24 protein-coding genes and 1 tRNA gene are annotated in these 26,651 nt (G+C 68.2%); 11 read left to right on the forward strand and 14 right to left on the reverse strand.

The features are described from left to right. Nucleotides 1-9 precede the first annotated feature (9 nt). From LTH96_RS09585 to LTH96_RS09595, 3 genes are all read left to right on the forward strand, one after another. Nucleotides 10-984 carry an inositol monophosphatase family protein gene (locus tag LTH96_RS09585; protein WP_241465491.1) on the forward strand — a complete coding sequence of 325 codons (975 nt, stop codon included), beginning with the start codon at nucleotides 10-12 and terminating at the stop codon, nucleotides 982-984. A 59-nt stretch (nucleotides 985-1,043) separates the two neighbouring features. Further along, complete coding sequence (locus LTH96_RS09590; protein WP_241465492.1) at nucleotides 1,044-2,180, forward strand: VIT1/CCC1 family protein; 1,137 nt, start codon at nucleotides 1,044-1,046, stop codon at nucleotides 2,178-2,180. Between the two features lie 127 nt (nucleotides 2,181-2,307). Further along, on the forward strand, nucleotides 2,308-2,760 hold the full coding sequence (locus LTH96_RS09595; protein WP_241465493.1) for a pyridoxamine 5'-phosphate oxidase family protein: 453 nt from the start codon (nucleotides 2,308-2,310) through the stop codon (nucleotides 2,758-2,760). A 137-nt stretch (nucleotides 2,761-2,897) separates the two neighbouring features. Here LTH96_RS09595 and sucD read toward each other — a convergent pair whose 3' ends face one another. The 3 genes from sucD to LTH96_RS09610 form a co-directional block, all read right to left on the reverse strand. Then, nucleotides 2,898-3,812: a succinate--CoA ligase subunit alpha gene (sucD, locus tag LTH96_RS09600; RefSeq protein WP_241465494.1), complete on the reverse strand. Its 915-nt coding sequence runs from the start codon at nucleotides 3,810-3,812 to the stop codon at nucleotides 2,898-2,900. Nucleotides 3,813-3,827: 15 nt separating this feature from the next. After that, entirely contained in the window at nucleotides 3,828-5,006 is a 1,179-nt protein-coding gene (sucC, locus tag LTH96_RS09605) for an ADP-forming succinate--CoA ligase subunit beta (RefSeq protein ID WP_241465579.1), read from the reverse strand. Between the two features lie 73 nt (nucleotides 5,007-5,079). Further along, a complete protein-coding gene (locus tag LTH96_RS09610; protein WP_241465495.1) occupies nucleotides 5,080-7,773 on the reverse strand; it encodes an ATP-dependent helicase in 2,694 nt (897 codons plus the stop codon). 100 nt (nucleotides 7,774-7,873) lie between these two features. Here LTH96_RS09610 and LTH96_RS09615 point away from each other — a divergent pair, with 100 nt between their 5' ends. The 4 genes from LTH96_RS09615 to LTH96_RS09630 all read left to right on the forward strand — a co-directional run bounded on the left by LTH96_RS09615 (nucleotide 7,874) and on the right by LTH96_RS09630 (nucleotide 10,847). After that, the gene (locus LTH96_RS09615) at nucleotides 7,874-8,602 is read left to right on the forward strand and encodes a hypothetical protein (RefSeq protein WP_241465496.1); all 729 of its coding nucleotides are present in this window, start codon (nucleotides 7,874-7,876) and stop codon (nucleotides 8,600-8,602) included. Nucleotides 8,603-8,693: 91 nt separating this feature from the next. Beyond that, nucleotides 8,694-8,769: transfer RNA gene (locus LTH96_RS09620), tRNA-Arg, on the forward strand. 376 nt (nucleotides 8,770-9,145) lie between these two features. Further along, the gene (locus tag LTH96_RS09625) at nucleotides 9,146-9,313 is read left to right on the forward strand and encodes a hypothetical protein (protein ID WP_241465497.1); all 168 of its coding nucleotides are present in this window, start codon (nucleotides 9,146-9,148) and stop codon (nucleotides 9,311-9,313) included. Nucleotides 9,314-9,740: 427 nt separating this feature from the next. Continuing rightward, complete coding sequence (locus tag LTH96_RS09630) at nucleotides 9,741-10,847, forward strand: alkene reductase (RefSeq protein WP_241465498.1); 1,107 nt, start codon at nucleotides 9,741-9,743, stop codon at nucleotides 10,845-10,847. Between the two features lie 335 nt (nucleotides 10,848-11,182). On the opposite strand, the gene LTH96_RS09635 is transcribed toward LTH96_RS09630, so the two are convergent. The 9 genes from LTH96_RS09635 to LTH96_RS09675 form a co-directional block, all read right to left on the reverse strand. Beyond that, nucleotides 11,183-11,386 (reverse strand): cold-shock protein, encoded by a 204-nt coding sequence (locus LTH96_RS09635; protein ID WP_036473143.1) that lies wholly within the window; start codon nucleotides 11,384-11,386, stop codon nucleotides 11,183-11,185. Nucleotides 11,387-11,579: 193 nt separating this feature from the next. Then, nucleotides 11,580-13,961, reverse strand: a complete 2,382-nt coding sequence (locus LTH96_RS09640; protein ID WP_241465499.1) for an FdhF/YdeP family oxidoreductase — start codon at nucleotides 13,959-13,961, stop codon at nucleotides 11,580-11,582. Further along, the gene (gene fdhD, locus LTH96_RS09645; RefSeq protein ID WP_241465500.1) at nucleotides 13,958-14,794 is read right to left on the reverse strand and encodes a formate dehydrogenase accessory sulfurtransferase FdhD; all 837 of its coding nucleotides are present in this window, start codon (nucleotides 14,792-14,794) and stop codon (nucleotides 13,958-13,960) included. The genes LTH96_RS09640 and fdhD overlap by 4 nt, the downstream gene beginning before the upstream one ends. Next, nucleotides 14,782-16,026: a molybdopterin molybdotransferase MoeA gene (locus LTH96_RS09650; RefSeq protein ID WP_241465501.1), complete on the reverse strand. Its 1,245-nt coding sequence runs from the start codon at nucleotides 16,024-16,026 to the stop codon at nucleotides 14,782-14,784. The genes fdhD and LTH96_RS09650 overlap by 13 nt, the downstream gene beginning before the upstream one ends. A gap of 16 nt (nucleotides 16,027-16,042) precedes the next feature. Continuing rightward, a complete protein-coding gene (locus LTH96_RS09655) occupies nucleotides 16,043-16,333 on the reverse strand; it encodes a DUF6457 domain-containing protein (RefSeq protein ID WP_241465502.1) in 291 nt (96 codons plus the stop codon). A 48-nt stretch (nucleotides 16,334-16,381) separates the two neighbouring features. Further along, nucleotides 16,382-17,101, reverse strand: coding sequence for an NTP transferase domain-containing protein (locus tag LTH96_RS09660; RefSeq protein ID WP_241465503.1), 720 nt, complete (start codon nucleotides 17,099-17,101; stop codon nucleotides 16,382-16,384). After that, a complete protein-coding gene (locus tag LTH96_RS09665) occupies nucleotides 17,085-17,585 on the reverse strand; it encodes an HNH endonuclease (RefSeq protein ID WP_241465504.1) in 501 nt (166 codons plus the stop codon). Before LTH96_RS09665 ends, LTH96_RS09660 begins: the two co-directional genes overlap by 17 nt. A gap of 251 nt (nucleotides 17,586-17,836) precedes the next feature. After that, nucleotides 17,837-18,913: a C40 family peptidase gene (locus LTH96_RS09670; RefSeq protein ID WP_241465505.1), complete on the reverse strand. Its 1,077-nt coding sequence runs from the start codon at nucleotides 18,911-18,913 to the stop codon at nucleotides 17,837-17,839. Nucleotides 18,914-19,373: 460 nt separating this feature from the next. Next, on the reverse strand, nucleotides 19,374-20,102 hold the full coding sequence (locus tag LTH96_RS09675) for a metal-dependent transcriptional regulator (RefSeq protein ID WP_241465506.1): 729 nt from the start codon (nucleotides 20,100-20,102) through the stop codon (nucleotides 19,374-19,376). Nucleotides 20,103-20,280: 178 nt separating this feature from the next. Between LTH96_RS09675 and serC the strand changes: the two genes are divergently transcribed. Further along, entirely contained in the window at nucleotides 20,281-21,396 is a 1,116-nt protein-coding gene (serC, locus tag LTH96_RS09680) for a phosphoserine transaminase (protein WP_241465507.1), read from the forward strand. 25 nt (nucleotides 21,397-21,421) lie between these two features. Here serC and LTH96_RS09685 read toward each other — a convergent pair whose 3' ends face one another. Together LTH96_RS09685 and LTH96_RS09690 are read right to left on the reverse strand one after the other, a co-directional pair. Further along, complete coding sequence (locus tag LTH96_RS09685) at nucleotides 21,422-21,922, reverse strand: DUF3027 domain-containing protein (protein WP_241465508.1); 501 nt, start codon at nucleotides 21,920-21,922, stop codon at nucleotides 21,422-21,424. 2 nt (nucleotides 21,923-21,924) lie between these two features. Further along, nucleotides 21,925-22,308, reverse strand: a complete 384-nt coding sequence (locus LTH96_RS09690; RefSeq protein WP_241465509.1) for a cold shock domain-containing protein — start codon at nucleotides 22,306-22,308, stop codon at nucleotides 21,925-21,927. Nucleotides 22,309-22,433: 125 nt separating this feature from the next. Between LTH96_RS09690 and LTH96_RS09695 the strand changes: the two genes are divergently transcribed. Genes LTH96_RS09695 through LTH96_RS09705 form a run of 3 tightly spaced genes read left to right on the forward strand, consistent with a single transcriptional unit; the run spans nucleotide 22,434 to nucleotide 26,641 of the window. Beyond that, a complete protein-coding gene (locus LTH96_RS09695) occupies nucleotides 22,434-22,700 on the forward strand; it encodes a hypothetical protein (protein WP_241465510.1) in 267 nt (88 codons plus the stop codon). 1 nt (nucleotide 22,701) lies between these two features. After that, nucleotides 22,702-24,990, forward strand: a complete 2,289-nt coding sequence (locus LTH96_RS09700; RefSeq protein WP_241465511.1) for a helicase-associated domain-containing protein — start codon at nucleotides 22,702-22,704, stop codon at nucleotides 24,988-24,990. Further along, nucleotides 24,983-26,641, forward strand: a complete 1,659-nt coding sequence (locus LTH96_RS09705; RefSeq protein WP_241465512.1) for a DNA repair helicase XPB — start codon at nucleotides 24,983-24,985, stop codon at nucleotides 26,639-26,641. Before LTH96_RS09700 ends, LTH96_RS09705 begins: the two co-directional genes overlap by 8 nt. The last annotated feature ends 10 nt before the right edge of the window (nucleotides 26,642-26,651 follow it).

Genomic DNA, 26,651 nt, shown 5'->3' on the forward strand with positions numbered 1-26,651 from the left:
GGTGAACCTGTGCTGAACACCACCGCTCCCCGCCCCGACCCGCGCCAGCTGCGCACGATCGCCCTGGAGGCCGCAGAGGCGGCCGGGGCCCCGCTGGTGCAGGCCTTCCGCGCAGTCCCCGACGACCCTGAGCCTGGCACCGCGGGCCCCGGAGGTGCTGGTTCCGGAAGTGCTGGTTCCGGAGGTGTGGCGATGGGAGTGAGCACCAAGACCAGCACCCATGACCTGGTCACCATCCATGACACGGCCACCGAGGACGCCCTCGCCGCCGCACTGACCGCGGCCGTCCCGGACTCCTGGATCACCGGGGAGGAGTCAGGCGCCCGCGGCAGCGGCTCACTGGAATGGATCATCGATCCCATCGACGGGACCAGCAACTTCGCGCACGGCTTCGCGATGTTCTCGATCTCCATCGCCGCGGTCTTCGCCGGCGAGGTCATCGCCGGTGTGGTCCACGACCCGATCAATCGGCTGAGCTTCTCCGCCGACGATGACGGCGCCTACCTCTCCTGCCACCAGCGGGCCGAGACCCGGTTGGGAGCCTCCCGCAGCGCCCCGCGCACCGGTGCGCAGCTGAACCTGATGACCAGCTACCCCTCCGCGGAGGTGCTGGCCCAGGAGGGGCCGCTCGCGCTGGAGGCCTTCGCGGAGATGGTCACCAGCTTCTCCACGGTCCGCCGGGTGGTCTCCGGAGCGTTGGAGCTCTGCCATGCCGCGGCAGGATGGAATGACGTGGTGCTCGGGGTGGACACCAAGCCCTGGGACATCGCGGCAGGGATGCTCATCCTGCGTCGCGCCGGCGGCACCTACCTCGCCCTCGGCGGGAGCCCGGAGCCCCTCGCTGGGGATGCGGAGCACCTCGACGGGACCGCTGACCACCTGGCCCCGGACTATCTGGGGCTGGGCCCCGGGGTGGACTCCCCCGCGGCCCACCGACTCTTCAGTGAGGCCAGCGCCCGGCGTCGTCGGTTTAGCCATTCCTGAACTTCGTCACAGGCCGTTCAGGAGTCCCGGACGCGCGAAGATCGGGAAGACTGAGTCCAATGAGACCAAGCGAGCCCGCAGATTCCGCCGCCGCGTCGCGCGCACCGCGCACGCAGAACGCCGGCCCGACGACTCGGCAGATCCGTCGCTGGCGGAAATACCTCGCCGATGAGCAGGCCGAGGGGCGGCTGTACACCGCTCTCGCGGAGCGCAAGCGCGGTGAAGAGCGTCAGGTCCTGCTCGGCCTGGCCGCGGCGGAGAAGCGCCATGAACAGCATTGGCGGGATCTCCTCGGACCCGACGCGGAGCGGCTTCCCGCCCCCTCGGCCCATCGGGTCCTGCTGGGCTGGATGGCGCGGATCTTCGGGTCGGTGTTCATCCTCGCGCTGGCTCAGCGCGCCGAGGGCGGCTCCCCCTATGACGGCGATGACGACGCGACTGCGCGGATGGCCGCCGATGAGGCGATCCATGAAGAGGTCATCCGGGCACTGGCCACGCGCGGTCGGGAGAAGCTCTCCGGTGGTTTCCGCGCCGCGGTCTTCGGCGCCAATGACGGGCTGGTCTCGAACCTCGCGCTGATCGTGGGCATGGGCGGCACCGGTGTGGGGTCCGGGGTGATCCTGCTGACCGGGCTCGCCGGGCTGCTCGCCGGGGCGCTGTCGATGGCCGCCGGCGAGTTCGTCTCGGTGCGCAGCCAGCGCGAGCTGCTCGACGCGACCCGCCCCACCCAGGTCACCCTGCGCGCCGCCCCCGACCTGGACTTCGACCATAACGAGCTGATCCTGGTCTACCGAGCCCGCGGCATGAGCGAGGCCGACGCGGAGCATCGTGCGCTGGAGCGGCTCGACGTCTTCACCTGCGACTGCAAGCCCGAGCTCTCCCACGATCCGGAGCAGTCGATCGATTCCCACGCCATCGTGGGCTCGGCCTGGACCGCGGCGGGCTCCAGCTTCGTGTTCTTCGCCGTCGGCGCCCTGATCCCGGTGCTGCCCTACCTGCTGGGCAGCGAGGGGACCACGGCGATCCTGATCGCCAGCTCGCTGGTCGGGGTCGCGCTGCTCGCCACCGGCGCAGCCGTGGGGCTGCTCTCCGGGGCTTCCCCGCTCAAGCGCGGGCTGCGCCAGCTGTGCATCGGCCTCGGCGCCGCCGCTGTCACCTACCTGCTGGGCTCGCTGCTCGGCGGAACGCTGGTCTGATCGGCGGCCTCATCAGCGGCCCGCTCGGACGCCGCCTCCCGCCGCAGCCGGCTCTTCTACGCGATGTAGACACGGTCTAGACTCAGGGTGCACAGCGAAGTGCATCACCGACTGAGAGGCGGCGGCAATGTTTGAACACGCTGAGGGCGAACCGATCCTGGTGCTGAGCGAGGACCAGTGCTGGTCCCTGTTGGAAGGCGTCCAGCATGGGCGTCTGGTCACCGTGGTCGGCGGACGGGCCGACATCTTCCCGATCAACTGCGCGGTGCAGGACCGCACCATCGTGCTGCGCACCGCTCCCGGCTCGAAACTTGCGGAGATGGCCATCAACGAGAGCGTGGTCTTTGAGACCGACGGGATCCTCTCGGATCAGGCCTGGTCGGTGGTGCTGCGCGGCACGGCGGCCCGCCTGGAGACCTCCGCAGAGCGGGAGGCCGCCGAGGAGCTGAATCTGAAGCCGTGGGTGCCGACTCTCAAGGACTTCTTCGTGCGGATCCGCCCGGAAGAGATCAGCGGGCGCCACTTCCGCTTCGGCGAGCATCCGGAGCGGGAGCTGGGCGAAGGCTCCGAGGGCGGCTGAGCCCTCCGTCGTCGCTGGGATGCTCGCTGCGCTCCGGGTGATCCCGCTGCGCAGCGCCCCGCGGACCCCTGGCACAGACCAGAACGGGGCCGTCCCTGATGATCAGGAACGGCCCCGCGCTGCGGTGTCTGTGAGCGTCAGCCCTTGAAGACCTCGCGAAGCAGCGAAGCGGTCTCGGACGGCGTCTTGCCGACCTTCACGCCTGCAGCCTCGAGGGCCTCCTTCTTGCCTTCAGCCGTGCCCGAGCCGCCGGAGACGATGGCGCCGGCGTGGCCCATGGTCTTGCCCTCGGGTGCGGTGAAGCCAGCCACGTAGCCCACGACGGGCTTCGTGACGTGCGCCTTGATGTAGTCGGCTGCGCGCTCTTCAGCATCGCCGCCGATCTCGCCGATCATCACGATGGCCTTGGTGTCCGGATCGTTCTCGAAGGCCTCCAGCGCATCGATGTGGGTGGTCCCGATGACCGGGTCGCCGCCGATGCCGATGGAGGTGGAGAAGCCGATGTCGCGCAGCTCGTACATCATCTGGTAGGTCAGCGTCCCGGACTTCGAGACCAGGCCGATGGGCCCGGCTTCGGTGATGTTGGACGGGGTGATGCCTGCCAGCGCCTGACCCGGGGTGATGATCCCGGGGCAGTTCGGGCCGATGATCCGGGTGACGGGCTTGCCGTCGGCACCGGTCTTGGTCAGCGAGAGGTTGAAGAACTCCGCGGAGTCCTGCACCGGGATGCCCTCGGTGATGACCACGAGCAGGCCGATGCCGGCTTCGATGGCCTCGACGGCGGCATCCTTGGCGAACTTCGGCGGCACGAAGGCCACCGAGACGTCAGCGCCGGTCTTCTCCATGGCCTCGGCCACGGTGGCGAACACGGGCAGCTCGACATCGTTGCCGGCCTTGTCCTTGTGGGACACGGCGGTGCCGGCCTTGCGAGCATTGACGCCGCCGACGATGTTGGTGCCTGCTTTGAGCATCAGGGCGGTGTGCTTGGTGCCCTCGCCGCCGGTGATGCCCTGGACGATGACCTTCGAGTCCTTGTTCAGGTAGATAGACATTGTGTGAGCAGGTCCTTACTTGTCAGTCCGCGCGGAGTGCGCAAGTTCGGCAGCCTTGTCGGCGCCGGCGTCCATGGTGTCAGCGGTGGTGACCAGCGGGTGGTTCGCCGCTTCCAGAATGCGGCGCCCCTCCTCCACGTTGTTGCCGTCGAGGCGGACCACGAGCGGCTTGGTGGCGGAGTCCCCGAGGATCTCCAGTGCCTTGACGATGCCATTGGCCACGGCGTCGCAGGAGGTGATGCCGCCGAAGACGTTGACGAACACGGACTCGACCTGCTCATCGCCGAGGATGACGTCGAGGCCGTTGGCCATGACCTCTGCCGAGGCGCCGCCGCCGATGTCGAGGAAGTTCGCCGGCTTCACGCCGCCGTGGGCTTCGCCCGCGTAGGCGACGACGTCGAGGGTGGACATGACCAGACCGGCGCCGTTGCCGATGATGCCGACCTGACCGTCAAGCTTGACGTAGTTCAGGTCGTTGGCCTTGGCCTTGGCCTCCAGCGGGTCCTCGGTCTGCTCATCCACGAGCTCCGAGTGCGCCGGCTGACGGAACTCGGCGTTCTCGTCGATGGTCACCTTGCCGTCGAGGGCGATGATCTGCCCGTCGCCGGTCTTCACCAGCGGGTTCACCTCGACCAGGGTGGCGTCCTCATTGGAGAAGACGGTCCACAGCTGGATGAAGGCGTGAGCCAGCTGCTCATGCTGCTCTTCCGGGAACCCTGCCTGCTCGGCGATCTCTTTGGCCTTGGCCGCATCGATGCCGGTGTTCGGATCCACGCTCACCCGTGCCAGCGCCTCGGGCCGCTCTACGGCGAGCTGCTCGATCTCCACGCCGCCCTCTTTGGAGCACATGACGAGGTAGTCGCGGTTGGCTCGGTCCAGCAGGATCGAGAAGTAGTACTCATCTGCAATGTCTGCACCCTGGGCGATCATCACGCGGTGCACTGTGTGCCCCTTGATGTCCATGCCCAGAATGGCTTCAGCATGCTGCTGCGCTTCATCGGCGCTCTTGGCAAGTTTGACGCCGCCGGCTTTGCCGCGGCCTCCGACCTTTACCTGAGCCTTGACGACGACGGTGCCACCGATCTTCTCGGCGGCCGCCTTCGCTTCTTCCGGGGTCTGCGCCACGATTCCGGCCAGCACGGGAACGCCGTGTGCCTCGAAGAGATCGCGCGCCTGGTACTCATACAGGTCCACGTGTGTGTCCTTCTGCGTCGAAGTCATCTCTACATGTGAAGGTCGACGGCGTCGCGCGCTTCACGCGCAGCGCTCAGCTGACCTTCTCCAGTGGAGCATATCGCAGGAGGAGTCGCTTCTCAGACCCGGAGAAGCTCACTTTGGCCACGGTCTTGGCCCCGGAACCTTCGACGGCGAGCACCTCGCCCAGCCCGAAGCGTTTGTGGCTGACCCGGTCACCGGGACTCAGGCTGGGGATCTCACGATCCGGATCCACCTGGCTCGGCGCCGCGCCGCGGGTGGCCCCGGGCAGCGAGGAGGAGGTCTTCGTGCTGTCGGCCGCGCCGTAGATGGTCGCGCCGGAACGTGGCGCGCCGGAGTTGTAGGAGTTCGATCCTGAGCCCCAGCCGCCGCTGAGGCTGCCGGCGCCGCCCTGGATGGAGCCGCCGAATCCAGATGATCCGAACCCTGCCGAGCCGAAGCGAGGGCCGCGGGAGGAGGTGGAGGACGCGGCGCTGACCTCGATGAGCTCCTCAGGGATCTCACCGAGGAACTGGCTCGGCGGGTTGAACTGATGCTGGCCCCACAGGTGCCGGGACTCGGCCCGGGAGAGGTAGAGCCGCTGCCGGGCGCGGGTCAGCCCCACATAGGCCAGCCGGCGCTCCTCGGCGAGCTCCTCGGGATCCGACATCGAGCGCGAATGCGGGAAGATCCCGTGTTCCATGCCGGTGAGGAAGACCACCGGGAACTCCAGGCCCTTTGCGGTGTGCAGGGTCATCAGGGTGACCTGGCCCTGCTCCACGGCCAGGCGCTGGGACTCCTCGTCCCCGGCCGAGGGGAGCGCGTCGGCGTCCGCGACCAGAGAGACCTGTTCCAGGAAGTTCGCGAGCGCACCGGGGCCCTCCTGCAGGTCGGCGCCGGCGAACCCTGCCTCGCCCGGCGCCGCAGAGTCGACCTCGGGCTCGAGGAGGTCCTCTTCCTGGGTCACTCCCCCCTGGCCGGCGTCGCGTGCGGAGTCTGCGGCGGCCGCCTCGGTCTCGTACTCCTTGACCACCGCCACCAGCTCACCGAGGTTGTCCGCCCGGGACTCGTCCTGGAGGTCCTTGGACTGGCGCAGCGCTTCAAGCATGCCGGATTGTTCCAGCACGGCTTCGAGCACCACCGAGGGCCGACCGTCCTGGTTGAGCTGGATCAGGTCATCGATCATCCTCACGAAGGAGGCGATGGCCTTGAGCGAGCGGGTCGCGATCCCGGGGGCCTCCTCGGCTCGGCGCAGCGCCTCCAGGAAGGTGGTGCGGTCACGCGTGGCCAGCGTGGCCACCGCCCCTTCGGCCCGTTCCCCGATCCCGCGCTTGGGCTCGTTGAGGATCCGGCGCAGGTTGACGTCGTCGTCAGGGTTGTTGACCACCCGCAGGTAGGCCAGCGCGTCCTTGATCTCTTTGCGGTCATAGAACCGCGTGCCGCCGATGACCCGGTATGGAATGCCGCGGTTGATCAGCCGCTCCTCCAGCGAGCGGGACTGCGCGTTGGTCCGGTAGAACACGGCGACGTCGGAGGGCCTGATGCCTTCGGCGTCACCGAGCGAGTCGATGGTGCGCGCGATCCACTCGGCCTCGTCGTTCTCCGAGGGGGCCACGTGCAGCACCACCGGGGGGCCCTCGCCGAGCGCGGTCCAGAGCTTCTTCTCGGTCCGGTTCGGGTTCTGCGAGATCACCGCGTTGGCGGCGTTGAGGATGGTCTGCGTGGAGCGGTAGTTCTGCTCCAGCTTGATCGTGGTGGCGTCGGGGTAGTCGCGCGCGAATTCCACGATGTTGCGGATGTCGGCACCGCGGAACGCATAGATGGACTGGTCCGAGTCGCCGACCACGGTCAGCTCCGCCCCGGGGGTGGGGACCTGCGCCATGGCGTCCCCGCTGGTCTCGGTGGGGCCGGTCAGCTGGCGGACCAGCCGGTACTGGGCGTGGTTGGTGTCCTGATACTCATCGACCAGCACGTGCCGGAATCGCCGCCGGTAGCTGTCCAGGATCCGCGGGAAGGCGTCGAACATGTAGACCGTCTCGGCGAGCAGGTCATCGAAGTCATAGGCGTTCGCCGCGCGCAGCCGTTCGCTGTACTCCCGGTAGACCGTGGCGACCGCTTCGGAGAACGGCTCGTGGGCCGCGGTGGACTGGAACGCCTCGGCGTCGATGAGTTCGTTCTTCAGCGCCGAGATCTTGTTCTTCAGCGCACGCGGGGCGAACCGCTTCGGATCCAGGTCATGGGACTTCGCGATGGTGGTGATCAGCCGCAGCGAGTCCGCGCTGTCGTAGATGGTGAAGGTGGTTCGGCGACCCAGGTGGGCGGCCTCCGCGCGCAGGATCCGCACGCAGGAGGAGTGGAAGGTGGAGATCCACATGCGTTCGGCGGGTGGACCGATCATCTCCGCGATGCGGTCCTTCATCTCCCGGGCAGCCTTGTTGGTGAAGGTGATCGCCAGGATCTCATGCGGGCGAGCGGCGCCGCTGCGCAACAGGTGCACCACCCGGCGGGTCAGCACCCGGGTCTTGCCGGAGCCGGCGCCGGCGACGATCAGCAGCGGGGAGCCCGAGTGCAGCACGGCCGCCTGCTGCTCCGGGTTCAGCTCGGCGACGGCGTCGGCGGGGGCCTCAGCGGCTGGCGGCTGGTCCTGCTGCAGGACGGCGGCGCCGCCGTCGTCCTCGTGGGCAGGACTGCCTGCGGCGCTGGGGCTGGAAGGCCTGCGAAGACGTTCGGCGGGTGTGGCTTTCGGCGGGGTGAAGAGGAAATCCATGGTGGCCCCAGTCTAAGCGCCGGAGCTGACACCCACTCGGCGTGGAGGGCCGCTGAACCTCTGCCAGACTGGAGGCGAAGCAGATCTACTCAGGAGGGTCATGTCCAAGCGGCGCAAGAAGGTGCGGGGCAACCCCGCACGCGAGGCCACGGAGCCGGAATCCACAGGAGCCCCCGGGACCCCGGGCGGGCTCCGGGCGTTCCGCCAGGCGCGCCGTGAGGGGCGAGACATCTCCACGACGCCCAAGCGGCGCGACGACGTCCAAGACGGATACCTCAGCGCAGCCAGTCAGCGCGCCGGTGAGGGGACAGACTCCAATCCGCACCTGCTGCTCTACGCGCTCCTGGGGCTGACGGCCCTCCTCTTCGCGTACCTGCACCTCTATGCGCTGCCGCAGATGAACTATTTCGCCGGCGGCTTCTCGATGCCCGACAGCCGACTGCTGGGTTACTCGGTGGATGACATCGAGCGGCTGCGCAATGTCATGGACTCCGACGGCACCGGTCAGCTCAGCTTCCTGCACCGCACCGCCGGCATCCTCTTCCCGCTGTTCTTCCTGCTCTCGAGCTGGGCCGTGGTCGGGCTGGTCATGCGCCGCGGACTCCTACGCTGGCTCGTGCTCGCCGGCGCGGTGATCTTCGCCGCGGTGGACATCACCGAGAACTTCCTGATCGATCGGATCCTGACCATGGAATCCCTCGATGCCGGACTTGTGGCGGCCGCCTCATGGTTCACCGTGGTCAGCTGGGCGCTGCTGATCATCCTGGGGGCCGCGGTGGTCGGGTCAGTGGTGATGAGCCTGCTCCGGAAGGGCGTGGAACGCCCCTAGCCTGAGGCCACCCGCGGTTGGGCGGCGCCGCAGGTAGGATGGTTCGGTGCCGCGCTGGACTCGCGGCGCGCGGTGAACTTTCATCGCTCCACCCTCCGTAGCTCAGGGGATAGAGCACCGCTCTCCTAAAGCGGGTGTCGCAGGTTCGAATCCTGCCGGGGGGACCACTGAAAGCACTAGTCAGGGCGCTTGATGGCACGATACGGCGTCTACCGATTTCGAGTCAGTACGCAGTGAGCACGCAGCGGCTTCGATCCGATCCCCGAGGCCGGTCAGATCGTCCTCATAAAGGTCCGCGCAGGCGTCAAGTGTGAGAGCCGCTGATTCGTGGCCGAGGACGCGCTGCAACGCCTCGATCTCGGCTCCACCCTGGATGCGAGAGACGCACACGTACACAGCAGATCCTGAATCCGCATGACCAGCTCCCCTCATGCCGCGGAGACCGTTCGGAGATGTCGGACAGGTGCAGTGTCGCAGAACACATCTACAGTAGACCTAGCCGGTCTACTCAGGACCGGGGCCGACTAGAGGAGAGTGAGCAACATGCCCGAGACCAATTTCCAGGATGAGGTTCTGAACAAGCTTCGGTCGTTGGAACAGTCGATTCAAAGGATCGAAGCCGAATTGCTGCTTGTCAAGAATTACCAGCAAAATTTGGGAGAAGATCACACCGATTACGCAACTCGAGAGTCCACGACCGATACGCGATGAGGTTTGAGCTGGATTGAGGCACCTCAAAAGACGAAGACAAAAGAAGCGTTTTGATTTTCTTCTGATCTAAGGTATCGACACTCTCGCATTTTCTTATGCATATACTTTTTTGTAGTCTTCGTAAATACATCTACTGCTGTAAAGCTCATCGGAGAGGGCCGGTCCTGGTGACCGGCCCTCTCTCCCGTCCCGGAGCCGATCGTGCACAGGCCTGCTGAAGCGGGTGTCGCAGGTTCGGATCCTGCCGGAGGAACCAGAGGTCAGGAGATCAGATGGCGCGAAAGGCGCCTCGGTCCGCTGCGCCGCCAAGTGTGACCTTGCCCCGGATCAGGAATCGAAGCCGCCTCCGCACGGTTGCCCTGGGCAGAACACATCGGGCGTCGCTTCCAGGAAGCGCGCCTGCCGCCGTGCATGAAAGGACCTCCCCATGACTTCTTCCACCCAGGCCAGCCAGGTGCAGGACAAGCTCTTCTCGCCGCTCTCCCTCGGTGCCGTCGAACTGCGCAACCGACTCGTGATGGCCCCGCTGACCCGGATCCGAGCCGAGGAGGACGGGGTGCCGAACGAGATGATGGTCCAGTACTACACCCAGCGCGCCTCGCTCGGTCTGATCGTCACCGAGGGCACCTTCCCGGTGATGGAGGGGCGCACCTGGATCGGTCAGCCCGGGCTGGAGACCGCCGAGCAGGTCGCCGGCTGGCGGAGGGTCACCGAGTCGGTGCACGCCGCGGGTGGCAATATCGTCGCCCAGATCATGCATGGTGGCCGCATCGGCCATGAGCTGATCTCCGGCACCGGCCGCGTCGTCGCACCCAGTGCGCTCGCCGCGCCCGGTGAGATCCGCACCCCGGAGGGCAAGGCGCCCCACCCGGTGCCGCACGCGCTGAGCGCCGAGGAGGTCGCGCAGACGATCATCGATTTCACCGAAGCCTCGCGCAACGCGATCGAAGCAGGCTTCGACGGTGTGCAGCTCCATGGCGCCAACGGCTACCTGCTCCATGAGTTCACCGCCCCGGGATCGAATGCCCGCACCGACGGCTACGGCGGCTCCCCCGAGAACCGCGCACGACTCTCGGTGGAGGTCGCGGCGTCGGTGTCCGAGGCGATCGGCGCGGACCGCACCGGGATCCGGCTCTCCCCGCAGCACAACATCCAGGGCGCCCTGGAGGAGGACCACGACGACGCGATGGCCACCTACCGCTCGATGGCGGAGGGCTTCGCCCCGCTGGGGCTGAGCCACATCGACGTGCTCAACGCGGACCCGGCGAGCGAGATCGTGCAGCTGATCCGCCTCGTCTCCGGTGCCCCGCTGATCGCCAATTCCGGCTTCGGGGTGCAGACCACGCGCGAGGAGGCCGTCCGGCTGGTCGAGCAGGACCTGGCCGAGGCAGTGGGCGTGGGCCGCTCAGTCATCGCCAACCCGGACCTGGCCCGGCGCTGGGAACTGGGACTCGAGGAGAACGAGCCCGATCCCTCGACGTTCTACGTGGGCGGCGAGCGCGGCTACACCGATTACCCAGCCCTGCAGAACTGAACGCTGCCGGACTGGGCGCTGCGGGACCCCTCGAAGTGCACGCGCCCTGACTCGTCGGCAGTCTCATCCTGGGAGCGCCGTTGCTCCATTCGATGAGCCCGAACCCGGTGCAGCCGAAGCCGAAGACGTGATCTCGCTGCCGCACCAGCAGGTTCCGGCCGGTGCGCGGGGTGGATCCCGTGCCACGACGCTGGGAAATGGGCATGCAAAGAGACCGGCCCCCTGATCTCACAGATGCAAGATCAGGGGGCCGGTCTTTTGAGGTTCTGTTCATCGAACCCGAGATGCTCAGCGTCCGACGGCTATACAGCCATCTTCGGCGAACTCAGTGAAGCTCAGAGAGGGTTGACGTTCTCAGCCTGAAGACCCTTGGGGCCGCGGGCGGTCTCGAACTCAACCTTCTGGTTCTCCTCGAGGGAACGGAAGCCGGAAGTGGTGATCGCGCTGAAGTGCACGAAGACATCGTCTGAACCGTCTTCGGGAGCGATGAAGCCGTAGCCCTTTTCAGCGTTGAACCATTTAACTGTGCCTGTAGCCATGATGTTTCCTTAATATACTTGCTCTTGCTACGCATCGATCTCACGATGCATGTTCCGCAGCCAACCTGGCCGGTCGAATGCGGTGACTATTCGGGCGACCGCATAAGTGTGGAAGCCCTTGTAGTACTCCGTCAGCCTACGCTAATAATCGGCTGGGGTCACTACCGGTGTCCGGAAGGCGTCATCGCGCGTCTCATGGGGCCGTCGATTCGACCCGTGTACGCCCTGATTCAGCCGCCTGGGCATCGGCCTCCGGGGAGCGCGCCTCGAACCGGACCATCATCGCCTTGAAGCCGGGGGTGTTGGACTCCCGAGCGACCAGATTGCGGTGGGTCAGGGCATTCGCCTCGGGATAATAGGCCGCGACGCAGCCGCGGGCGGTGGGGTACGCCACCAGGTGGAAACGTTCGGCGCGGCGCTCCTCACCCTGGAACACCGAGACCACGTCGACCAGCTCGCGGTCCGCGAAGCCGGTCTCGGACAGGTCCTCCGGGTGGATCAGGATCACCCGCCGGCCTCCGGAGATCCCGCGGTAGCGGTCATCGAGGCCATAGAAGGTGGTGTTGTACTGATCATGGGAGCGCATCGTCTGCAGCACCAGGTGTCCCGGTGGCGGGGTCAGATACTCCAGCGCCCGGACGGTGAACCCTGCCTTGCCGTCTGCGGTGGCAAAGGAGCGGTGGTCCCGCGGCGGGTTCGGCAGCACGAATCCCATCTTGTCCCGGATCCGCCGGTTGAAGTCCTCGGTTCCCTCGACCACCCGTGAGGCGTGGTCCCGGATGACGTCGTAGTCCTCGGCCATGGCCTGCCAGTCGACCACATGGTCGGGCCCGAAGATCGCCTCGGCCATCCGCGCGATGATCACCGGTTCCGCAAGCAGGTGGTCTGAGACCGGTTCGAGACGCCCACGGGTGGAGCTGACCACCGACATGGAGTTCTCCACCGAGAGGAACTGGGCGCCGCCGGAGTGCTTGTCGTCTCGGTCGGACCGGCCAAGCGTGGGCAGGATGATCGAGGTCTGGCCGTGGACCACGTGGGAGCGGTTGGGCTTGGTCGAGATGTGCACGGTGAGCCCGGTGCGCTTGAGCCCGGCCTCCATCACCGCGGTGTCGGAGTTCGCCGCGGCGAGGTTTCCTCCCATGGAGACGAAGACGTCGACGTCTCCGGAGTCCATGGCGGACATGCCGTTCGTGGAGTCGTAGCCGTGGGCGCGCGGGGAGCGGATGCCGAACTCGGTGTCGAGCCGGCTGAGAAACGGCTCGGTGGGCCGCTCCCAGATGCCGAAGGTCCGGTCGCCCTGGACGTTGGAGTGCCCGCGCACCGGGCAGGCCCCCGCCCCGGGCTTGCCGAAGTTGCCCTGGAGCAGCAGCAGGTTGACGATCTCCTTGATGGTGTCCACCGAATGTGGCTGCTGGGTCAGTCCCAGCGCCCAGCAGAATATGGTCGCCTTCGAGGCCGCCAGCAACTCGGCGATGTGCTCGATCTCGGCGCGCTGCAGCCCTGTGGCCTGCTCGGTCTCGGCCCAGTCCAGCGTCGCGCGGGCCCGGCTGTACTCGGCGAAGCCCTTGGTCTTGGACTCCACGAACTCGCGGTCCACCACGGATCCGGGATGCTCCTGCTCCTTGCGCAGCAGAAGATGCCCCAGCGCCTGGAACAGTGCCTGATCCCCGCCGACCTTGATCTGCAGAAACTCGTCGCTGATCCGCTCACCCTCGCCGACCAGACCCTTGGGGGTCTGCGGGTCCTTGAACCGGAGCAGTCCGGCCTCGGGCAGCGGGTTCACCGAGACCACCTTGCCGCCGTTCTTCCTTGCCTGCGCCAGGGATCCGAGCATCCGCGGATGGTTGGTGCCCGGGTTCTGCCCGACCACGAAGATCAGCTCGGATTCTTCGATGTCTTTGAGTGAGACGGTGCCCTTGCCGATGCCGATGGTCGGGTTCAGCGCCGTCCCGGAGGATTCGTGGCACATGTTCGAACAGTCCGGCAGGTTGTTGGTCCCCAGCGAGCGTGCCAGCAGCTGGTACAGGAAGGCCGTCTCGTTCGCGGTGCGACCGGAGGTGTAGAACATGCACCGCTCCGGCGTCGTCGCCCGGACGTTGGCGCCGATGGTCTCAAAGGCCTCCGCCCAGCTGATCGGCCGGTAGTGGGTCTCCCCGGCGTGGATCACCATCGGGTGGGTGATCCTCCCGGACTGGCCCAGCCAGTATTCGGTCTTGGTCTCCAGCTCGGCGATGGAGTGCTCCGCCCACCACTGCGGGGTGACCACCCGGGTGGTGGATTCCTCGGCGAGCGCCTTGGCGCCGTTCTCGCAGAACTCCACCGGCTTGCGCTTCGTCTCGGTGGGCTCGGGCCAGGCGCACCCCGGGCAGTCCACCCCCTGGGGCTGGTTGACCCGGTACATGGACCGCACGGTGCGGGAGAGTCCGCCCTGGGCCATGCCGCGGGAGAAGGAGACCTCCACCGCCTTGAGCCCGGCCGCGTAGGCCTTAGGCTCGGTCACCTGCAGGGAGTCTTCGTCGATGTCCTCGAACTGCGCGGCGTGACCGCGGACTGATTCATCGCGCACCTTGGTCATGGCTTCTCGTCCTTCATCTCGACTCGTTGTGAGTGGGTGTAGAGGTTGATGGACCCGCCGCGGGAGAATCCGGCGAGGGTCACCCCGGAGCGTTCGGCGAGGTCCACCGCCAACGACGACGGCGCCCCCACGGCGCTGAGCATTTCGATCCCCGCCAGTGCGGCTTTCTGCACCAGTTCGAATGAGGCCCGGCCGGAGACCTGCAGCGCGGTGCCGCTCAGCGGGAGCCGGCCCTGGGTCAGGGCCCATCCGACCACCTTGTCCACGGCGTTGTGCCGCCCGACATCTTCACGCAGGCACAGCAGCGCGCCGTCGGCGTCGAACAGCCCGGCGGCGTGGACGCCCCCGGTCTTGCCGAAGAGGGTCTGTCTCTCGCGCATCAGCTCAGGAAGCTCCAGCAGCACACTGGGGCTCAGCCGCAGCATGTCGGTCCTGCACGGCGGCAGGGTCTTCTCCACCGCGTCGATGGAGGTGGTTCCGCAGATCCCGCAGGCCGAGGTGGTCAGCACATTGCGGGTGCGCAGCAGCGAGGTCGGCGCCAGCGCGGGGTCCAGTTCGGCGTCGATGACGTTATAGGTCTGATTGCCCTGCTCGTCGGTGCCGGCGCAGTAGCGCAGGCTGCGCAGGTGGTCCTGGGAGCTGATGATGCCCTCGGCGACCAGGAACCCGGCGACGAGTTCGAAGTCATGCCCCGGGGTGCGCATGGTCACGGTGAAGGACTCCCCCGCCAGGCGCAGCTCCAGGGGCTCTTCGACGGCGAGCAGATCGATCTTGCTGCGGGTGCCGTCGGCGCGCAGGGTGATCACGCGACGACGTTCGATCAGCCGTCCCATTCCAGGCCTTCTTCCCGCTGTCCGGGCACCGGGAGGCACACCACCGGGTCACCCTGCGCCAGTCCGCCTTCTGGCACGATTGCCAGCGCATCTGAGTCGGCCAGGCCGCGCATCATGTGCGCCCGGCTGTGACCGGCGGGCAGGACGCCCTGCGGGCCCCGTCGCACGGGCAGCAGTCGGACGCCGCGGCGCGCACCCGGCAGCTGCGCTCCGGCGGTGCGGCGCAGCGTAGGCGTGCGAGCCTCGGCGGGGATTCCGCGCAGTGCGCGCAGCAGCGGCACTCCCAGCGCGGTCAGCGCGGAGAACCCTGCCAGGGGATTCCCGGGGAGTCCGAGCAGATACAGGGGGCCCTCCTCGCGGGGAAGCTGGGCGAGCAGCACCGGGTGGCCTGGGCGCATGTCCACCGAATCCACTTCCAGCTGGGCTCCGAGCATGTCCAGGGCGGGTCGCAGCGCGTCGGCCCGGGAGTGGGCGGTGCCGCCGCTGCTGATGATCAGGTCGGTGGTGCCGGCGGCGGAGATCTGCCGGAGGGTGCGGGCCAGCGTCTCGGGGTCGTCGCCGAGCCGCTGGGATGCCACCGACGCGGCTCCCAGCTCCTTCAGCATCTGCGGCAGCGCCAGGCCGAAGACGTCGCGCACCTGTCCGGGAGCCGGTGTCCCGCTGGTGGTGACCTCCGCGCCGGTGAGCACCAGCTGCACCCGTGGTCTGCGGATCACCGTGAGGTAGTCGTGTCCGGCGACGGCGGCGACGGCGGCGCGCGCCGGGGTGAGCACGACGCCGGCCGGCACCAGCTCATCCTCGGCCCGACACTCCGCGCCGGCTTGGCGGATGTTGCGCTGAGCAGCGGTGTCCGGGCTGGTGCGCAGCGCCCGCAGCCGGTCCCCGTCGATGACACCGTGCTCGGAGCGCAGCACCGCATGTGTTCCCGCCGGCACGGGAGAGCCGGTGAGCACCTCGGTGGCTTCTCCCGGCCGCAGCGGGGTCGGGCGGGTCGCGGGGCTGTGCGCGCTCTCGGGTCGCAGCGCCCAGCCTGAATCTCCGTCGGGGAATGGCAGCGACTCCGCGGCCAGGGCCCATCCGTCCATCGCGGAGGTCGAGACATGCGGGATGTCCTGCAGGGCCAGCACCGGGTCCAGGAGCACGCTGCCGATGGCCTCCTCGAGGCTCATCCGGGCAGGGGCCAGCGCATCGAGGGCAGCGGCCCGTTCGCGGGCCTGCATCAGGGTCATCATCTCTGCTCGGTGCCGGTCAGCCCACGGCGCCGGAACGGCGCTCGAGCAGCTGTGAGGCCACCCGGGAGGCGGCGCGGGAGGCGGTCTGGAAGTCAGCCTGCCCGGTGGCCTCGGCCAGGCCGGCGACGTAGCCGATGAGATAGGTGGTCACCGGCGCCGCGGGGCGGACTACGGTGTGCGCCGCCTGGCCGGCGAGGGCGAGGACGGCGTCGATATCGATCTCGATGCCGTCTACCTCGAGGTGGTGGGCGAGCTCCTTGACCCAGAGCTCGATGGACTCATGCGGTTCAGTGGATTCTGCGGTCATTCCGACTCCTTCATTGACGCTGCCTCCAGAATCTCACAGCCGGGCAGGTCAGGGCAGATGGACGCCGAGCCGGTGGGCGTCGTGCAGGGTGTCCACGTCCTCGCTGAGTCCGCGGGGAACGACGGGGTGGCGCAGCCGGGCGGCGTCTTCCAGTCCGCTCAGCAGCCATCGGAGCGGGCGGTGCTCGACCTCCTCGGGGGTCAGCGCTCCGGCGCGGCGCAGGAGCCAGCCGGTGGGCACCGCGGCGCTCAGATACTGATGCCGCCCGCTGTGATCGCAGGGCAGCAGCGCGGCTGGTGCACCCTCTGGATCGTCGGTGCCGGTGGCCGCTTCTGACTGTGCGGAGTCCTCCAGCTGGCCGAGGAGCCAGTCCAGCAGCGGTGCAGGTTCGGTCAGGTCCACCGCGAGCAGCAGGGTCCACCCGGCGGGAGCTGCGCCAGCGCTGGTGTCGCGCTCGTGGCGCTGCAGCTCGACGGCGCCGGCGAGGACCCCCGCGGCGGGTCCCGCGAAGGCAGGGGTCTCACGCACCAGCGGGACCGGGGTCGGGATCTGGGGCTTGAGCGAGGGGGGCCCCACCACCACGGTGCGGATGTCTAGACGCTGAAGCTCCTGGAGCCAGCGCTGGATCTGAGTCTGTTGCCCGCGTCGGAGCAGAGCCTTCTCGACCCCGCCCATCCTGCTTCCCCGTCCCCCGGCGAGCAGGATCGCGGACAGCTTGACCGCGGAAGGCTGCAGTTCTGGGGGGTGCGTGTCAGCGGAAGGAGGCATGGGTCAAGAATGGCATCCAGGCGTCGCGGGGGGCGTCGAGCTCCACCGGCATCCAGACGTGATGAGGGGGCGCCTGGGGGGTGAAGCTCAGCGTCCAGCCGAGCTCGTCGAGGGTCTTGCTGCCCTTGCGCGCATTGCAGGTCCCGCAGCAGGCGACCAGGTTCTCCCAGCTGGAGTCTCCCCCGCGAGCCCGTGCGATGACGTGATCGACGGTGGCCGCGGGCCGGGCGCAATAGGTGCACAGGCGCCCGTCCCGGCGCAGGATGCTTCGTCGCGAGGGCGCCGCCGGACGTCGCCGGGACACCCGGACGTAGTGGTGGAGCAGGATCACGGCCGGACGCGGAACCAGTGACGAGGGCGTGGCGATCGGGGTGTGATCCTCGGCGAGCACGCTGGCCTTGCCGTGCATGACCAGCACGGCGGCGCGGCGCGAGGTGACCACGCTCAGCGGCTCATAGCCTGCGTTGAGCACCAGTGTGCGCATGTCGGGGCTCCCGTGCGTTCACCCCTGCTCGTCGTGCTGCCGGTGTGTGCGCCTCCAGGGCGCTTCTCGGCGCGGTCCTCACAGGGTTCAACAGCATTCTGCTCTGCCTGTACAGGCTCAATATAGACCGTGCTGACCATGATGCCCACTTGATGACGTGGCAGGCGCCGACACAGAAGCCGCAGGGCGCGATCCCTGTGAGGATCGCGCCCTGCGGCCGAGGTCTGTTCACCGCCGTGGCGGCAGAAGCATCAGTTGACGCTGAGGTACATCGTGTTGGACCAGTACGGGGAGTTCAGCGGGTACTGAACGGTGCCCACGCGAGGGTTGTTCGCACCGATGAGCTGACCGTTGCCGACGTAGATGGCGGCGTGGCTGCCACCGTTCTGGATGACGATGTCGCCCGGGGATGGCGAGGAGACCTGGCGCATCGACGCCATCATCCCGTAGGTCGTGCGGGGCAGCGAGACGCCAGCCTGGTTGTAGGCCCAGTTGATGAAGCCGGAGCAGTCCCAGCCTGAGGTCGTGGTGCCGCCCAAGGAGTAGGGGTTGCCGACTCCGGCGTAGGCTGCGCCCACGATCGAGCCGTTGCCACCGCTGGAAGAGGCAGGGGCCTCGTCCTGTGCGGAAGAAGTGGAGGCGACCTGGGTGTTGCCCTGTGACTGCTGGCCGGTGCTGGCCTGCGAGTTGGAGCTCGACTGTGAGTTGGAGCTCGACTGCGAGTTGGAGCTCGACTGCTGGCTCTGCTGACCGGTGTCGGTCTGCTGAGTCGGCTGCGGGGCACTGGCCTGCTGGGCCTCCTGCACAGGGGCCTCTTGGGCCTCCTGCACAGGGGCCTCTTGGGCCTCCTGCACAGGGGCTTCTGGCTCGGCCTGCGGGGCGGCGGGAGCAGCCTCCTGGACCTCTTCGACGACCGGAGCGGGCTCCGGTGCAGGAGCGGGCTCCGGTGCAGGAGCGGGCTCCGGTGCAGGAGCGGGCTCCGGTGCAGGAGCGGGCTCCGGTGCAGGAGCGGGCTCCGGTGCGGGGGTGGAGGTCACCACGGGACGGTCGAAGGAAAGCTCGACGTCCTGGGAGGCGCTCACTGCCACAGCGGAGGTGGCGCTGGCGCGCTCCACGCTGAGACCGGATGCGGTCACGTCCAAGGTGGTGACCTCGGGGACCTGGATGTCGGTGCCGGCGTTCGCGGCGACTCCTGAGGAGATCACGAGGCCGGATGCGGCGACGGCAGCTGCCGCGCCCCGTCCGACGGTGCCGGCGTTGGATGCCACGGCCTTTGCCAATGATGGCTTGGCCTGGCGGCGCCGGTCACGGCGTGAGACGAAAGTCATGTCTGTCACTTCTCTGGAAACCTCTCCCTGTAGTTGCGGGGCCGCCTAAGTGAAGTGCGAGCCGGGAAGCTCACTGTCTTCAGGTCCTGATCGACCGCGATGCCCTGCACCCTGCCTTGCGGTAGTTTTCGTGGAACAGCTCCGGTCAGCGGCAGGAGAAGATCTGACTGGAGGCGCTGCGACTTCGGACATCGGCCGCGAGCACGACTACGACGTTATAACAGATCGATAAAATTGTCACGCTCAGGTCACGGTCGGTGCACAAGTCCCAGGAAGTGCCACGATCAGACACGGGTCATTGCGCTCTTCCAGCACGGGGAATCCTCACATAATTACTAGTCAGCGCGATTTATGCGAGTTTCATTGAGGAAACGAATCGATCACGAGGGCTTTGTCATACCGTGACCTTGTGCTTCATCTCACCGTGACATTGCCGTGTTCGGGTGCCTCGGGAGGGCGTTCAGGAGGCCGTTGACTCTTCCACGAACAGATGCTGGGCGACCTCCAGCGGCAGCTCGACCTCCAGCTGTTCCTCGGCCGCGAGCACGACCTCCAACATGACGTAGGCCTGATTCACCCCGCGAAGCCGCACCACACCGCCGGGACGCAGTCCGGCTTCGAGCAGCTGCTCGAGGACCTCTGGCTCCATCTGGATGGACTCCGCGAGGCGCTTGACGATCCAGAGCGCAGAACTCTGCCCCGTCGGGTCCGCCTCCGCGACCTGACGCAGAGTGATCTTCGTCGGAACGGGAGGCTGCTCCGCGAGCACCACCCCCAGCTTGTCCAGTCCGGGGATGGGGTTGCCGTAGGGAGATTCCACCGGGGACTGCAGGATCTCCACCAGCCGGCGCTCCACCCGCTCGCTCATCACATGCTCCCAGCGGCAGGCCTCCTCATGGATGTACTGCCATTCCAGCCCGATCACATCGGAGAGCAGCCGTTCGGCGAGGCGGTGCTTGCGCATCACCTGTACGGCGAGGTCGCGGCCGGACTCGGTGAACTGGAGGCGACGATCCGGGGTGAGCACCAGGAGCCCATCGCGCTCCATGCGGGCCACCGTCTGGGACACCGTGGGGCCGGAGTGCTCGAGCCGCTCGGCGATCCGAGCCCGCAGCGGCACGATCCCCTCCTCTTCGAGATCCAGGATCGTACGCAGGTACATCTCAGTGGTGTCGATCAGATCGGTCACGTATGACTCACTCTCCTGCGCCGGGCCTTGGTAACGTGAGCCTCGGCGCTGTTCGTCCTGGTGGAAGCAGCTGCTGTACAGCATAGTTCCGCACCGGAACCCCTCGGCAATGACGCTGACCGATGCGACCACCGAGGACCCCGTGGGCCCACCAACTCTCACCGATCTAGGAGTCTCCATGTCCCAGCGCGTCACTATTCCGCACGAGATGCTTCCGCAGGACGGCCGCTTCGGCGCCGGACCCTCCAAGGTGCGTTCGGCACAGGTCGAGGCGCTCTCCGCCGCAGGTCGAGAGCTGCTGGGCACCTCCCACCGCCAGGCGCCGGTGAAGAACCTGGTCGGCGAGGTGCGCGAGGGCCTGCACACCTTCTTCGGCGCCCCAGAGGGCTACGAACTGATCCTTGGCGTGGGCGGCTCCACCGCGTTCTGGGACATCGCGTCCTTCTGCCTCGTGGAGAAGAAGGCCCAGCACCTGTCCTTCGGCGAGTTCGGCCACAAGTTCGCCAAGGCCACGGACAAGGCCCCGTTCCTCGAGGCCTCCAGCATCCTGACCTCCGAAGCGGGCACACTGCCCTCACCTGAGGCGGAGGCTGGCGTGGATGCCTACGCCTGGCCGCACAACGAGACCTCCACCGGAGTGGCGGCACCGGTCAAGCGGGTCACCGGGGCCGACGACGGCGCGCTGGTCCTCATCGACGGCACCTCCGCCGCCGGCGGGCTGGCCGTGGACGTCACCGAGACCGATGCCTATTACTTCGGTCCGCAGAAGAACTTCGCCTCCGACGGCGGACTGTGGCTGGCCATGATGTCACCGGCAGCCCTGGAGCGGGCCGAGAAGCTGGCGGCCGCCCGCTGGGTGCCCGATTTTCTGCAGCTGACCACGGCCATTGAGAACTCACGCAAGAACCAGACCTACAACACTCCGGCGCTGGCGACGCTGGTCACGCTGAACGAGCAGGTCCGCTGGCTCAACGGCAACGGCGGGATGGACTTCGCCGCCGCCCGCACCGCAGACTCGGCGGGCCGGGTCTACGCCTGGGCCGAGGCGCATGAACTTGCTCAGCCCTTCGTCACCGAACCGGCGGAGCGCTCGAATGTGATCACCACGGTGGACTTCGCCGAAGAGGTGGATGCCACCGAGCTGGCCAAGACGCTGCGCGCCAACGGGATCGTCGACGTCGAGCCGTACCGCAAGCTCGGCCGCAATCAGCTGCGGATCGCGACGTTCACCGCCATCGAGCCCGAGGACGTCACCCGGCTGCTCAACTGCATCGATCACGTGCTGGGGCGCTGACCCGATACCGCGGAGCGGGACAGGCTCAGCCTTCGTCGGCTTCGGCCTGCTCCGCCTTGTGCGCTTGCTTCTCCTCGTCGTTCATCCGCTCGAGCCAGGGCACCCATGGAGGAGCGATGAGCGCCTCCTCGCCGGGAAGCAGCCCGATCTCACAGACCGTGACCTTCTTGACCCGGGGTGCGCGGGCCACGGTGACGAACCATTCCCAGCCTCGGTAGCCGGGCTTTGCGGCGGCGAACCGGTGCGTGAGCAGCCGGTCTCCCTCTGCGGTCACGCCGAGGTGAGCTCCCACTTGGGCGGGATCGGTGATCTCGTAGAGCGCATCGTGGGCGAACTCCACGGCCTCGGCCAGAACCGGGTCCACCTTCGGCTTCCCCGGCCGGCGCGTGCGCGCGACCGGCTGGTCGCTGGTCTTGACGGCCCTGGTCTTGACGGCGCCGGTCTTGATGGCGCTGGTCTTCTCGGTGCTGGCGGCCTCAAGGCTGGCCTTCTCGCCGACGGTCTGCTCAGAAGTCTGTTCAGTCATGATCAGGCATCAAACTCATCGGCCACGCGACGCAGCATCGAAGCGATCTTCTTCGACTGCGCCGTCTGCGGGTAGTGGCCGTTGCGCAGCGCACCGGTGGAGTTCTCCAAGACGTTGACCAGGTCCTGGACCAGCTCGGCCATCTCATCGGCCGGCTTGCGGGAGGCGCGAGCCACAGAGGGCGCTTCCTCGAGCAGTCGCACAGAGAGCGCCTGCTTGCCTCGCCTGCCGTCGGCGATGCCGTATTCCATGCGTGCGCCCGCTTTGACGCTGGGCACTCCCGCCGGCAGGGCAGAAGAGTGCAGGAACACTTCCTGGCCGTCATCTGAAGTCAGGAATCCGAAGCCCTTCTCGGCGTCGAACCACTTCACTTTCCCGGTTGGCACGGTGCGCTTACCTCATGAATCATCGGAGACGGATACTGATCATCAAGGCCTCTAGAGTACCGCCGTCCGCGCCAGAGCCCGAACTTGGGCACAGGACTCCCGGTGCTGCGCGCTAGAATCGCAGCATGTCCCCAACGACGACCGCCGCCCATGGCGCGAACCGGCGCAGCGGCTCCCGCCCTGCGCAGGCGCTGCTGTGGTCCGGAGTGGTGATCACCGCCCTGTCCGGGATCGCTCTGCTGGTCATCCTGAGCCTCTACTTCATGGAGACCGACCCGCATCCCGCGTTCTACGTCGCCGCCCTATGGGGCTTTCCGCTGGGCTTCGCGCTGCTGATCGCTTTTCTGCTGCTCTCGGTGAACCGGCGCCGCCGCGGCACCGGCATCGGCTGAAGTGTCCCTGCTCAGCCTGGAAGCTCTGCTTGAGCGCCTCGAGACGTGGGACGAGAGCCGACTGGCCGCACTGCTGCGACTTCGGCCCGACCTGCTGCAGCCCAGCCCCCATGATCTGACCACGCTGGCGGTGCGGGCCGGATCCGAGGCCAGTCTCCGGCAGCATCTGCAGCGCCTGGATGCCCCGACTCTGCGCGCGGCCGCTGAGCTCTCCCGCGCTGCGGCGCAGTCGGTCCCGGCCGGTCGCGTGGACCCATTCACCCTGGACGCCCTGCAGGCGGCGGGACTGTTCTTCGAGGCCCCCGCTGAAGCGGGCGGCGCAGCGGGGCCCGCGCAGACCTTGGCGACGCCCGCACGGCTCCCGCACATCTTCGATTCGCTCACCGCACATCTGCCGCAGCTCGTCGAGACCCTCTCGAGTCAGCGCGCTTCAGTGCCGAGCCCGGCCGGCGCGAAGGCCGCGGTGACCGAGAACGCCTCGCTCTCCGCCATCTCCGAGCTGCTCGACGACGTCGCGGAGCTGCTCGCGCTGCTGTCCGACTCCCCCGCCGTGACGCTGCGCACCGGCGGTGTCGGCATGCGCGAACTGCGCCGGATCGCCGCAGCGTCAGCGCGGTGGGGACCCTCCGTCCCGGCGGGCTCGGCGCGTGGCCGCGCCGCCGCGGCAGCGCTCGGGGCCACGGCGGGCTCCGATGCCAGTGTCGGGGAGATCGGATGGCTTCTGGAGCTCACGGCCGCCTCCGGGCTGATCGAGCTCGCCGACGGCCAGGCGTGGTCCCCGAGCCGGCTGGCTCAGCAATGGAGCGCCGCAGCACGCCATCACCAGCACCAGCTGCTGGTCTCCGGATGGCTGCTGGCGCCGCGCGCGCCGATGCTGCTGCGCGGACCCCACCCGACGAGCCGGATCGCCCCGACGCTGGGCCTGGACCGCCAGCGCGGGGATGCCGAAAGACTTCGTCGCGCACTGCTGGGCACCGCGGAGACGCTCAGCGCAGACCCCGCAGGGCAGGGCGGACAGCTCTATGCACTGAATCTTCCCGAGAACGATCTTCCAGGCCTCGACGCCCTCACCGGTGCGCTGCCGCGCCGACTCGCATGGGACCGGCCGCTGCTGAGCGCGCGCGTGGCGCACCTGCTGCCCTGGCTGGTCCGCGAAGCCGAACGACTCGGCCTCTTCGCCGTGGGTGCGCTGAGCACCACAGGGGCCGCGCTGCTCGACGGGTCGGCGCTGCCCGACGGGGTCCGCGAGGATGTCTCGCCGAGCGCCGGTGCGAGCTGGCGACCGGGGCTGAGCCGCCTCGCCGAGCAGCTGGCCTCCTCCATGCCCGCCCAGGTGGACACCATCTTGGTCCAGTCGGACCTCACCGCGATCGCCACCGGCGCGCTCTCCGCCCCGAGCACAGCCGCGCTGGCAGATTTCGGCCAGCGCGAAGGCCACGGGGCCGTGCCGACCTATCGGTTCAGCCCCGACTCGCTGCACCGCGGACTCACTCGGGGATGGACCGGGCCCGAGATTCTCGCCTGGCTCGAGGCGCACAGCCTCACCGACGTGCCGGCGTCGCTGCGGACCCAGGTCGAGGATGCCGCACGCACCTGGCGCGGTGTGCAGATCGGAGAGGCGGGCGCCTGGCTGCGGGTCACCGACTCCCAGCAGCGTGACGCCCTGCTCGATGATCCGGTGCTCCGTGGACTCGGGCTGCGCGTGCTGGCCGAGGACATCCTGGTCTGCCGCGCCCCCGCGGCCGCGCTTGAACAGGCCTTGGCGGAGGCAGGCGTCGACACCGCGCGGCACACCGAGGCCGAACCAGACCAGAACCGCAGCGCGCAGACCGGGACCTCCGCCGAGCACACAGCCTCCTGGGCACTGGAGACCTCACCCTGGGAGCAGTCTCCGGTGCGGATCACCAGCGCGGAGCCCAGCGCCCTGGACGAGACCCTGCTGGGGGCCACCGCGGCCGCGCTGCGGCAGGCCGGGCGTGCGGCGCCGGCGTCGTCCTCGGACTCTGCGGCGACCCAGGATGTCATCGGCACGCTGCGCTCGGCCCTGGCGGCCCGGCGCGAGGTGACGCTGACCCGGGTGTCCCCGCAGGGCAGCACCCACCGGCTCACCGGGGTGCCCACCGGGATGAACGCCGGGCGGGTCAGGATCCGGGTGCGAGACGATGAAGGCGAGGCCACGGTGATGCTGCACCGCATCGCGGCCGTCGAGGAGACCGCCGCGGATCCCGCAGCGGGCCTGACGAGCGGCACCGCTGCACAGGAACGCGACATGGAGGAGAACAATGGCTGATGGACCGCTGATCGTGCAGTCGGACAAGACCGTGCTGCTGGAAGTGGATCACCCGCAGGCCGATGCCGCGCGCCGGGCCGTCGCCGCCTTCGCCGATCTCGAGCGCGCACCGGAGCACATCCACACCTACCGGATCACTCCGCTGGGCCTCTGGAACGCCCGCGCCGCCGGCTTCGACGCCGAGTACGTGGTCGACACCCTGCTCAACCACTCCCGATTCCCGGTGCCGCACGCGCTCTTGGTCGATATCGCTGAGACGATGAGCCGCTATGGGCGGCTGCGCCTGGAGAAGGACCCGGTCCACGGGCTGGTGCTGCGCAGTCAGGAGCCTGGGATCCTGAGCGAGGTGCTCCACGCCAAGACGCTGACCTCCCTGCTCGGACCCGAGATCGATGAGAACACCGTGGCGGTGCATGGACAGGCCCGCGGTGAGCTGAAGCAGCAGCTGCTGCGCCTGGGCTGGCCCGCCGAGGATCTGGCCGGATTCGTCGACGGCACCGCGCACCCGATCGCGCTGCGCGAGGACGGCTGGACGCTGCGCGGATACCAGCAGGAGGCGGTGGACAACTTCTGGCAGGCCGGCTCCGGAGTCGTCGTGCTGCCCTGTGGGGCCGGCAAGACGCTGGTCGGTGCCGCGGCGATGGCCACCTCCGGCACGATCACGCTGATCCTGGTGAACTCCACCGTCTCGGCCCGGCAGTGGAAGGCAGAGCTGCTCAAGCGCACCTCGCTGACCGAGGAGGAGATCGGCGAGTACTCCGGGGCCAAGAAGGAGGTCCGCCCGGTGACCATCGCGACCTACCAGTTGCTCGCGGCCCGTAAGAACGAGCTGTTCACCCACCTGGAGCTGCTCAACGGCCACGACTGGGGACTGATCATCTATGACGAGGTCCACCTGCTGCCGGCCCCGATCTTCCGGATGACCGCGGACCTGCAGGCCCGGCGCAGGCTCGGGCTGACCGCCACTCTGGTCCGTGAGGACGGCCGGGAGCGCGAGGTCTTCTCGCTGATCGGACCCAAACGCTATGACACTCCCTGGAAGCAGATGGAGGCCCAGGGCTGGATCGCCCCGGCGACCTGCATCGAGGTGCGCACCGACATGCCGCGCAGCCTGCGCATGGAATACGCCTCCGCCGCGGACAAGGAGCGGCACCGGCTCGCCGCCGGGGCCGAGGTCAAGGATGCCGTGGTGGCCCGACTGGTGGCACGCCACCGCCACCGCGGTGAACAGGTGCTGGTGATCGGCCAGTTCGTCGAGCAGCTCCAGCGCCTCGGCGAACAGCTCGGCGCGCCGGTGCTCACCGGATCGGCCTCCGTCGCGGCCCGGCAGAAGCAGTTCGACGCCTTCCGCGCCGGCGACCTGGAGGTGCTGGTGGTCTCCAAGATCGCGAACTTCTCCATCGACCTGCCCCAGGCCTCGGTGGCGATCCAGGTGTCCGGCACCTTCGGGTCCCGCCAGGAGGAGGCGCAGCGCCTCGGACGGCTGCTGCGCCCTGGCGAGGCCGCCGAAGGAGAGGACCCCAAGCGGGCCCACTTCTATTCGGTGGTCACCCGCGACACCGTGGACATGGAGTACGCGGCCCGACGTCAGCGGTTCCTCTCCGAGCAGGGCTACGGCTATTCGATCCTCGATGCCGAAGACATCGTCTGAACCCACCAGA

Origin of the sequence: Nesterenkonia sp. LB17 (assembly GCF_022565915.1) — a bacterium.
In the GTDB taxonomy this organism is placed as follows: domain Bacteria; phylum Actinomycetota; class Actinomycetes; order Actinomycetales; family Micrococcaceae; genus Nesterenkonia.

Coding starts and splice junctions, on each gene's coding strand:
- LTH96_RS09590 (WP_241465492.1), top strand. CDS start 1,044: ATGAGACCAAGCGAGCCCGCAGATTCCGCCGCCGCGTCGCGCGCACCG.
- LTH96_RS09595 (WP_241465493.1), top strand. CDS start 2,308: ATGTTTGAACACGCTGAGGGCGAACCGATCCTGGTGCTGAGCGAGGAC.
- sucD (WP_241465494.1), bottom strand. CDS start 3,812: ATGTCTATCTACCTGAACAAGGACTCGAAGGTCATCGTCCAGGGCATC.
- LTH96_RS09610 (WP_241465495.1), bottom strand. CDS start 7,773: ATGGATTTCCTCTTCACCCCGCCGAAAGCCACACCCGCCGAACGTCTT.
- LTH96_RS09615 (WP_241465496.1), top strand. CDS start 7,874: ATGTCCAAGCGGCGCAAGAAGGTGCGGGGCAACCCCGCACGCGAGGCC.
- LTH96_RS09625 (WP_241465497.1), top strand. CDS start 9,146: ATGCCCGAGACCAATTTCCAGGATGAGGTTCTGAACAAGCTTCGGTCG.
- LTH96_RS09630 (WP_241465498.1), top strand. CDS start 9,741: ATGACTTCTTCCACCCAGGCCAGCCAGGTGCAGGACAAGCTCTTCTCG.
- LTH96_RS09635 (WP_036473143.1), bottom strand. CDS start 11,386: ATGGCTACAGGCACAGTTAAATGGTTCAACGCTGAAAAGGGCTACGGC.
- LTH96_RS09640 (WP_241465499.1), bottom strand. CDS start 13,961: ATGACCAAGGTGCGCGATGAATCAGTCCGCGGTCACGCCGCGCAGTTC.
- fdhD (WP_241465500.1), bottom strand. CDS start 14,794: ATGGGACGGCTGATCGAACGTCGTCGCGTGATCACCCTGCGCGCCGAC.
- LTH96_RS09650 (WP_241465501.1), bottom strand. CDS start 16,026: ATGATGACCCTGATGCAGGCCCGCGAACGGGCCGCTGCCCTCGATGCG.
- LTH96_RS09655 (WP_241465502.1), bottom strand. CDS start 16,333: ATGACCGCAGAATCCACTGAACCGCATGAGTCCATCGAGCTCTGGGTC.
- LTH96_RS09660 (WP_241465503.1), bottom strand. CDS start 17,101: ATGCCTCCTTCCGCTGACACGCACCCCCCAGAACTGCAGCCTTCCGCG.
- LTH96_RS09665 (WP_241465504.1), bottom strand. CDS start 17,585: ATGCGCACACTGGTGCTCAACGCAGGCTATGAGCCGCTGAGCGTGGTC.
- LTH96_RS09670 (WP_241465505.1), bottom strand. CDS start 18,913: ATGACTTTCGTCTCACGCCGTGACCGGCGCCGCCAGGCCAAGCCATCA.
- serC (WP_241465507.1), top strand. CDS start 20,281: ATGTCCCAGCGCGTCACTATTCCGCACGAGATGCTTCCGCAGGACGGC.
- LTH96_RS09685 (WP_241465508.1), bottom strand. CDS start 21,922: ATGACTGAACAGACTTCTGAGCAGACCGTCGGCGAGAAGGCCAGCCTT.
- LTH96_RS09695 (WP_241465510.1), top strand. CDS start 22,434: ATGTCCCCAACGACGACCGCCGCCCATGGCGCGAACCGGCGCAGCGGC.
- LTH96_RS09705 (WP_241465512.1), top strand. CDS start 24,983: ATGGCTGATGGACCGCTGATCGTGCAGTCGGACAAGACCGTGCTGCTG.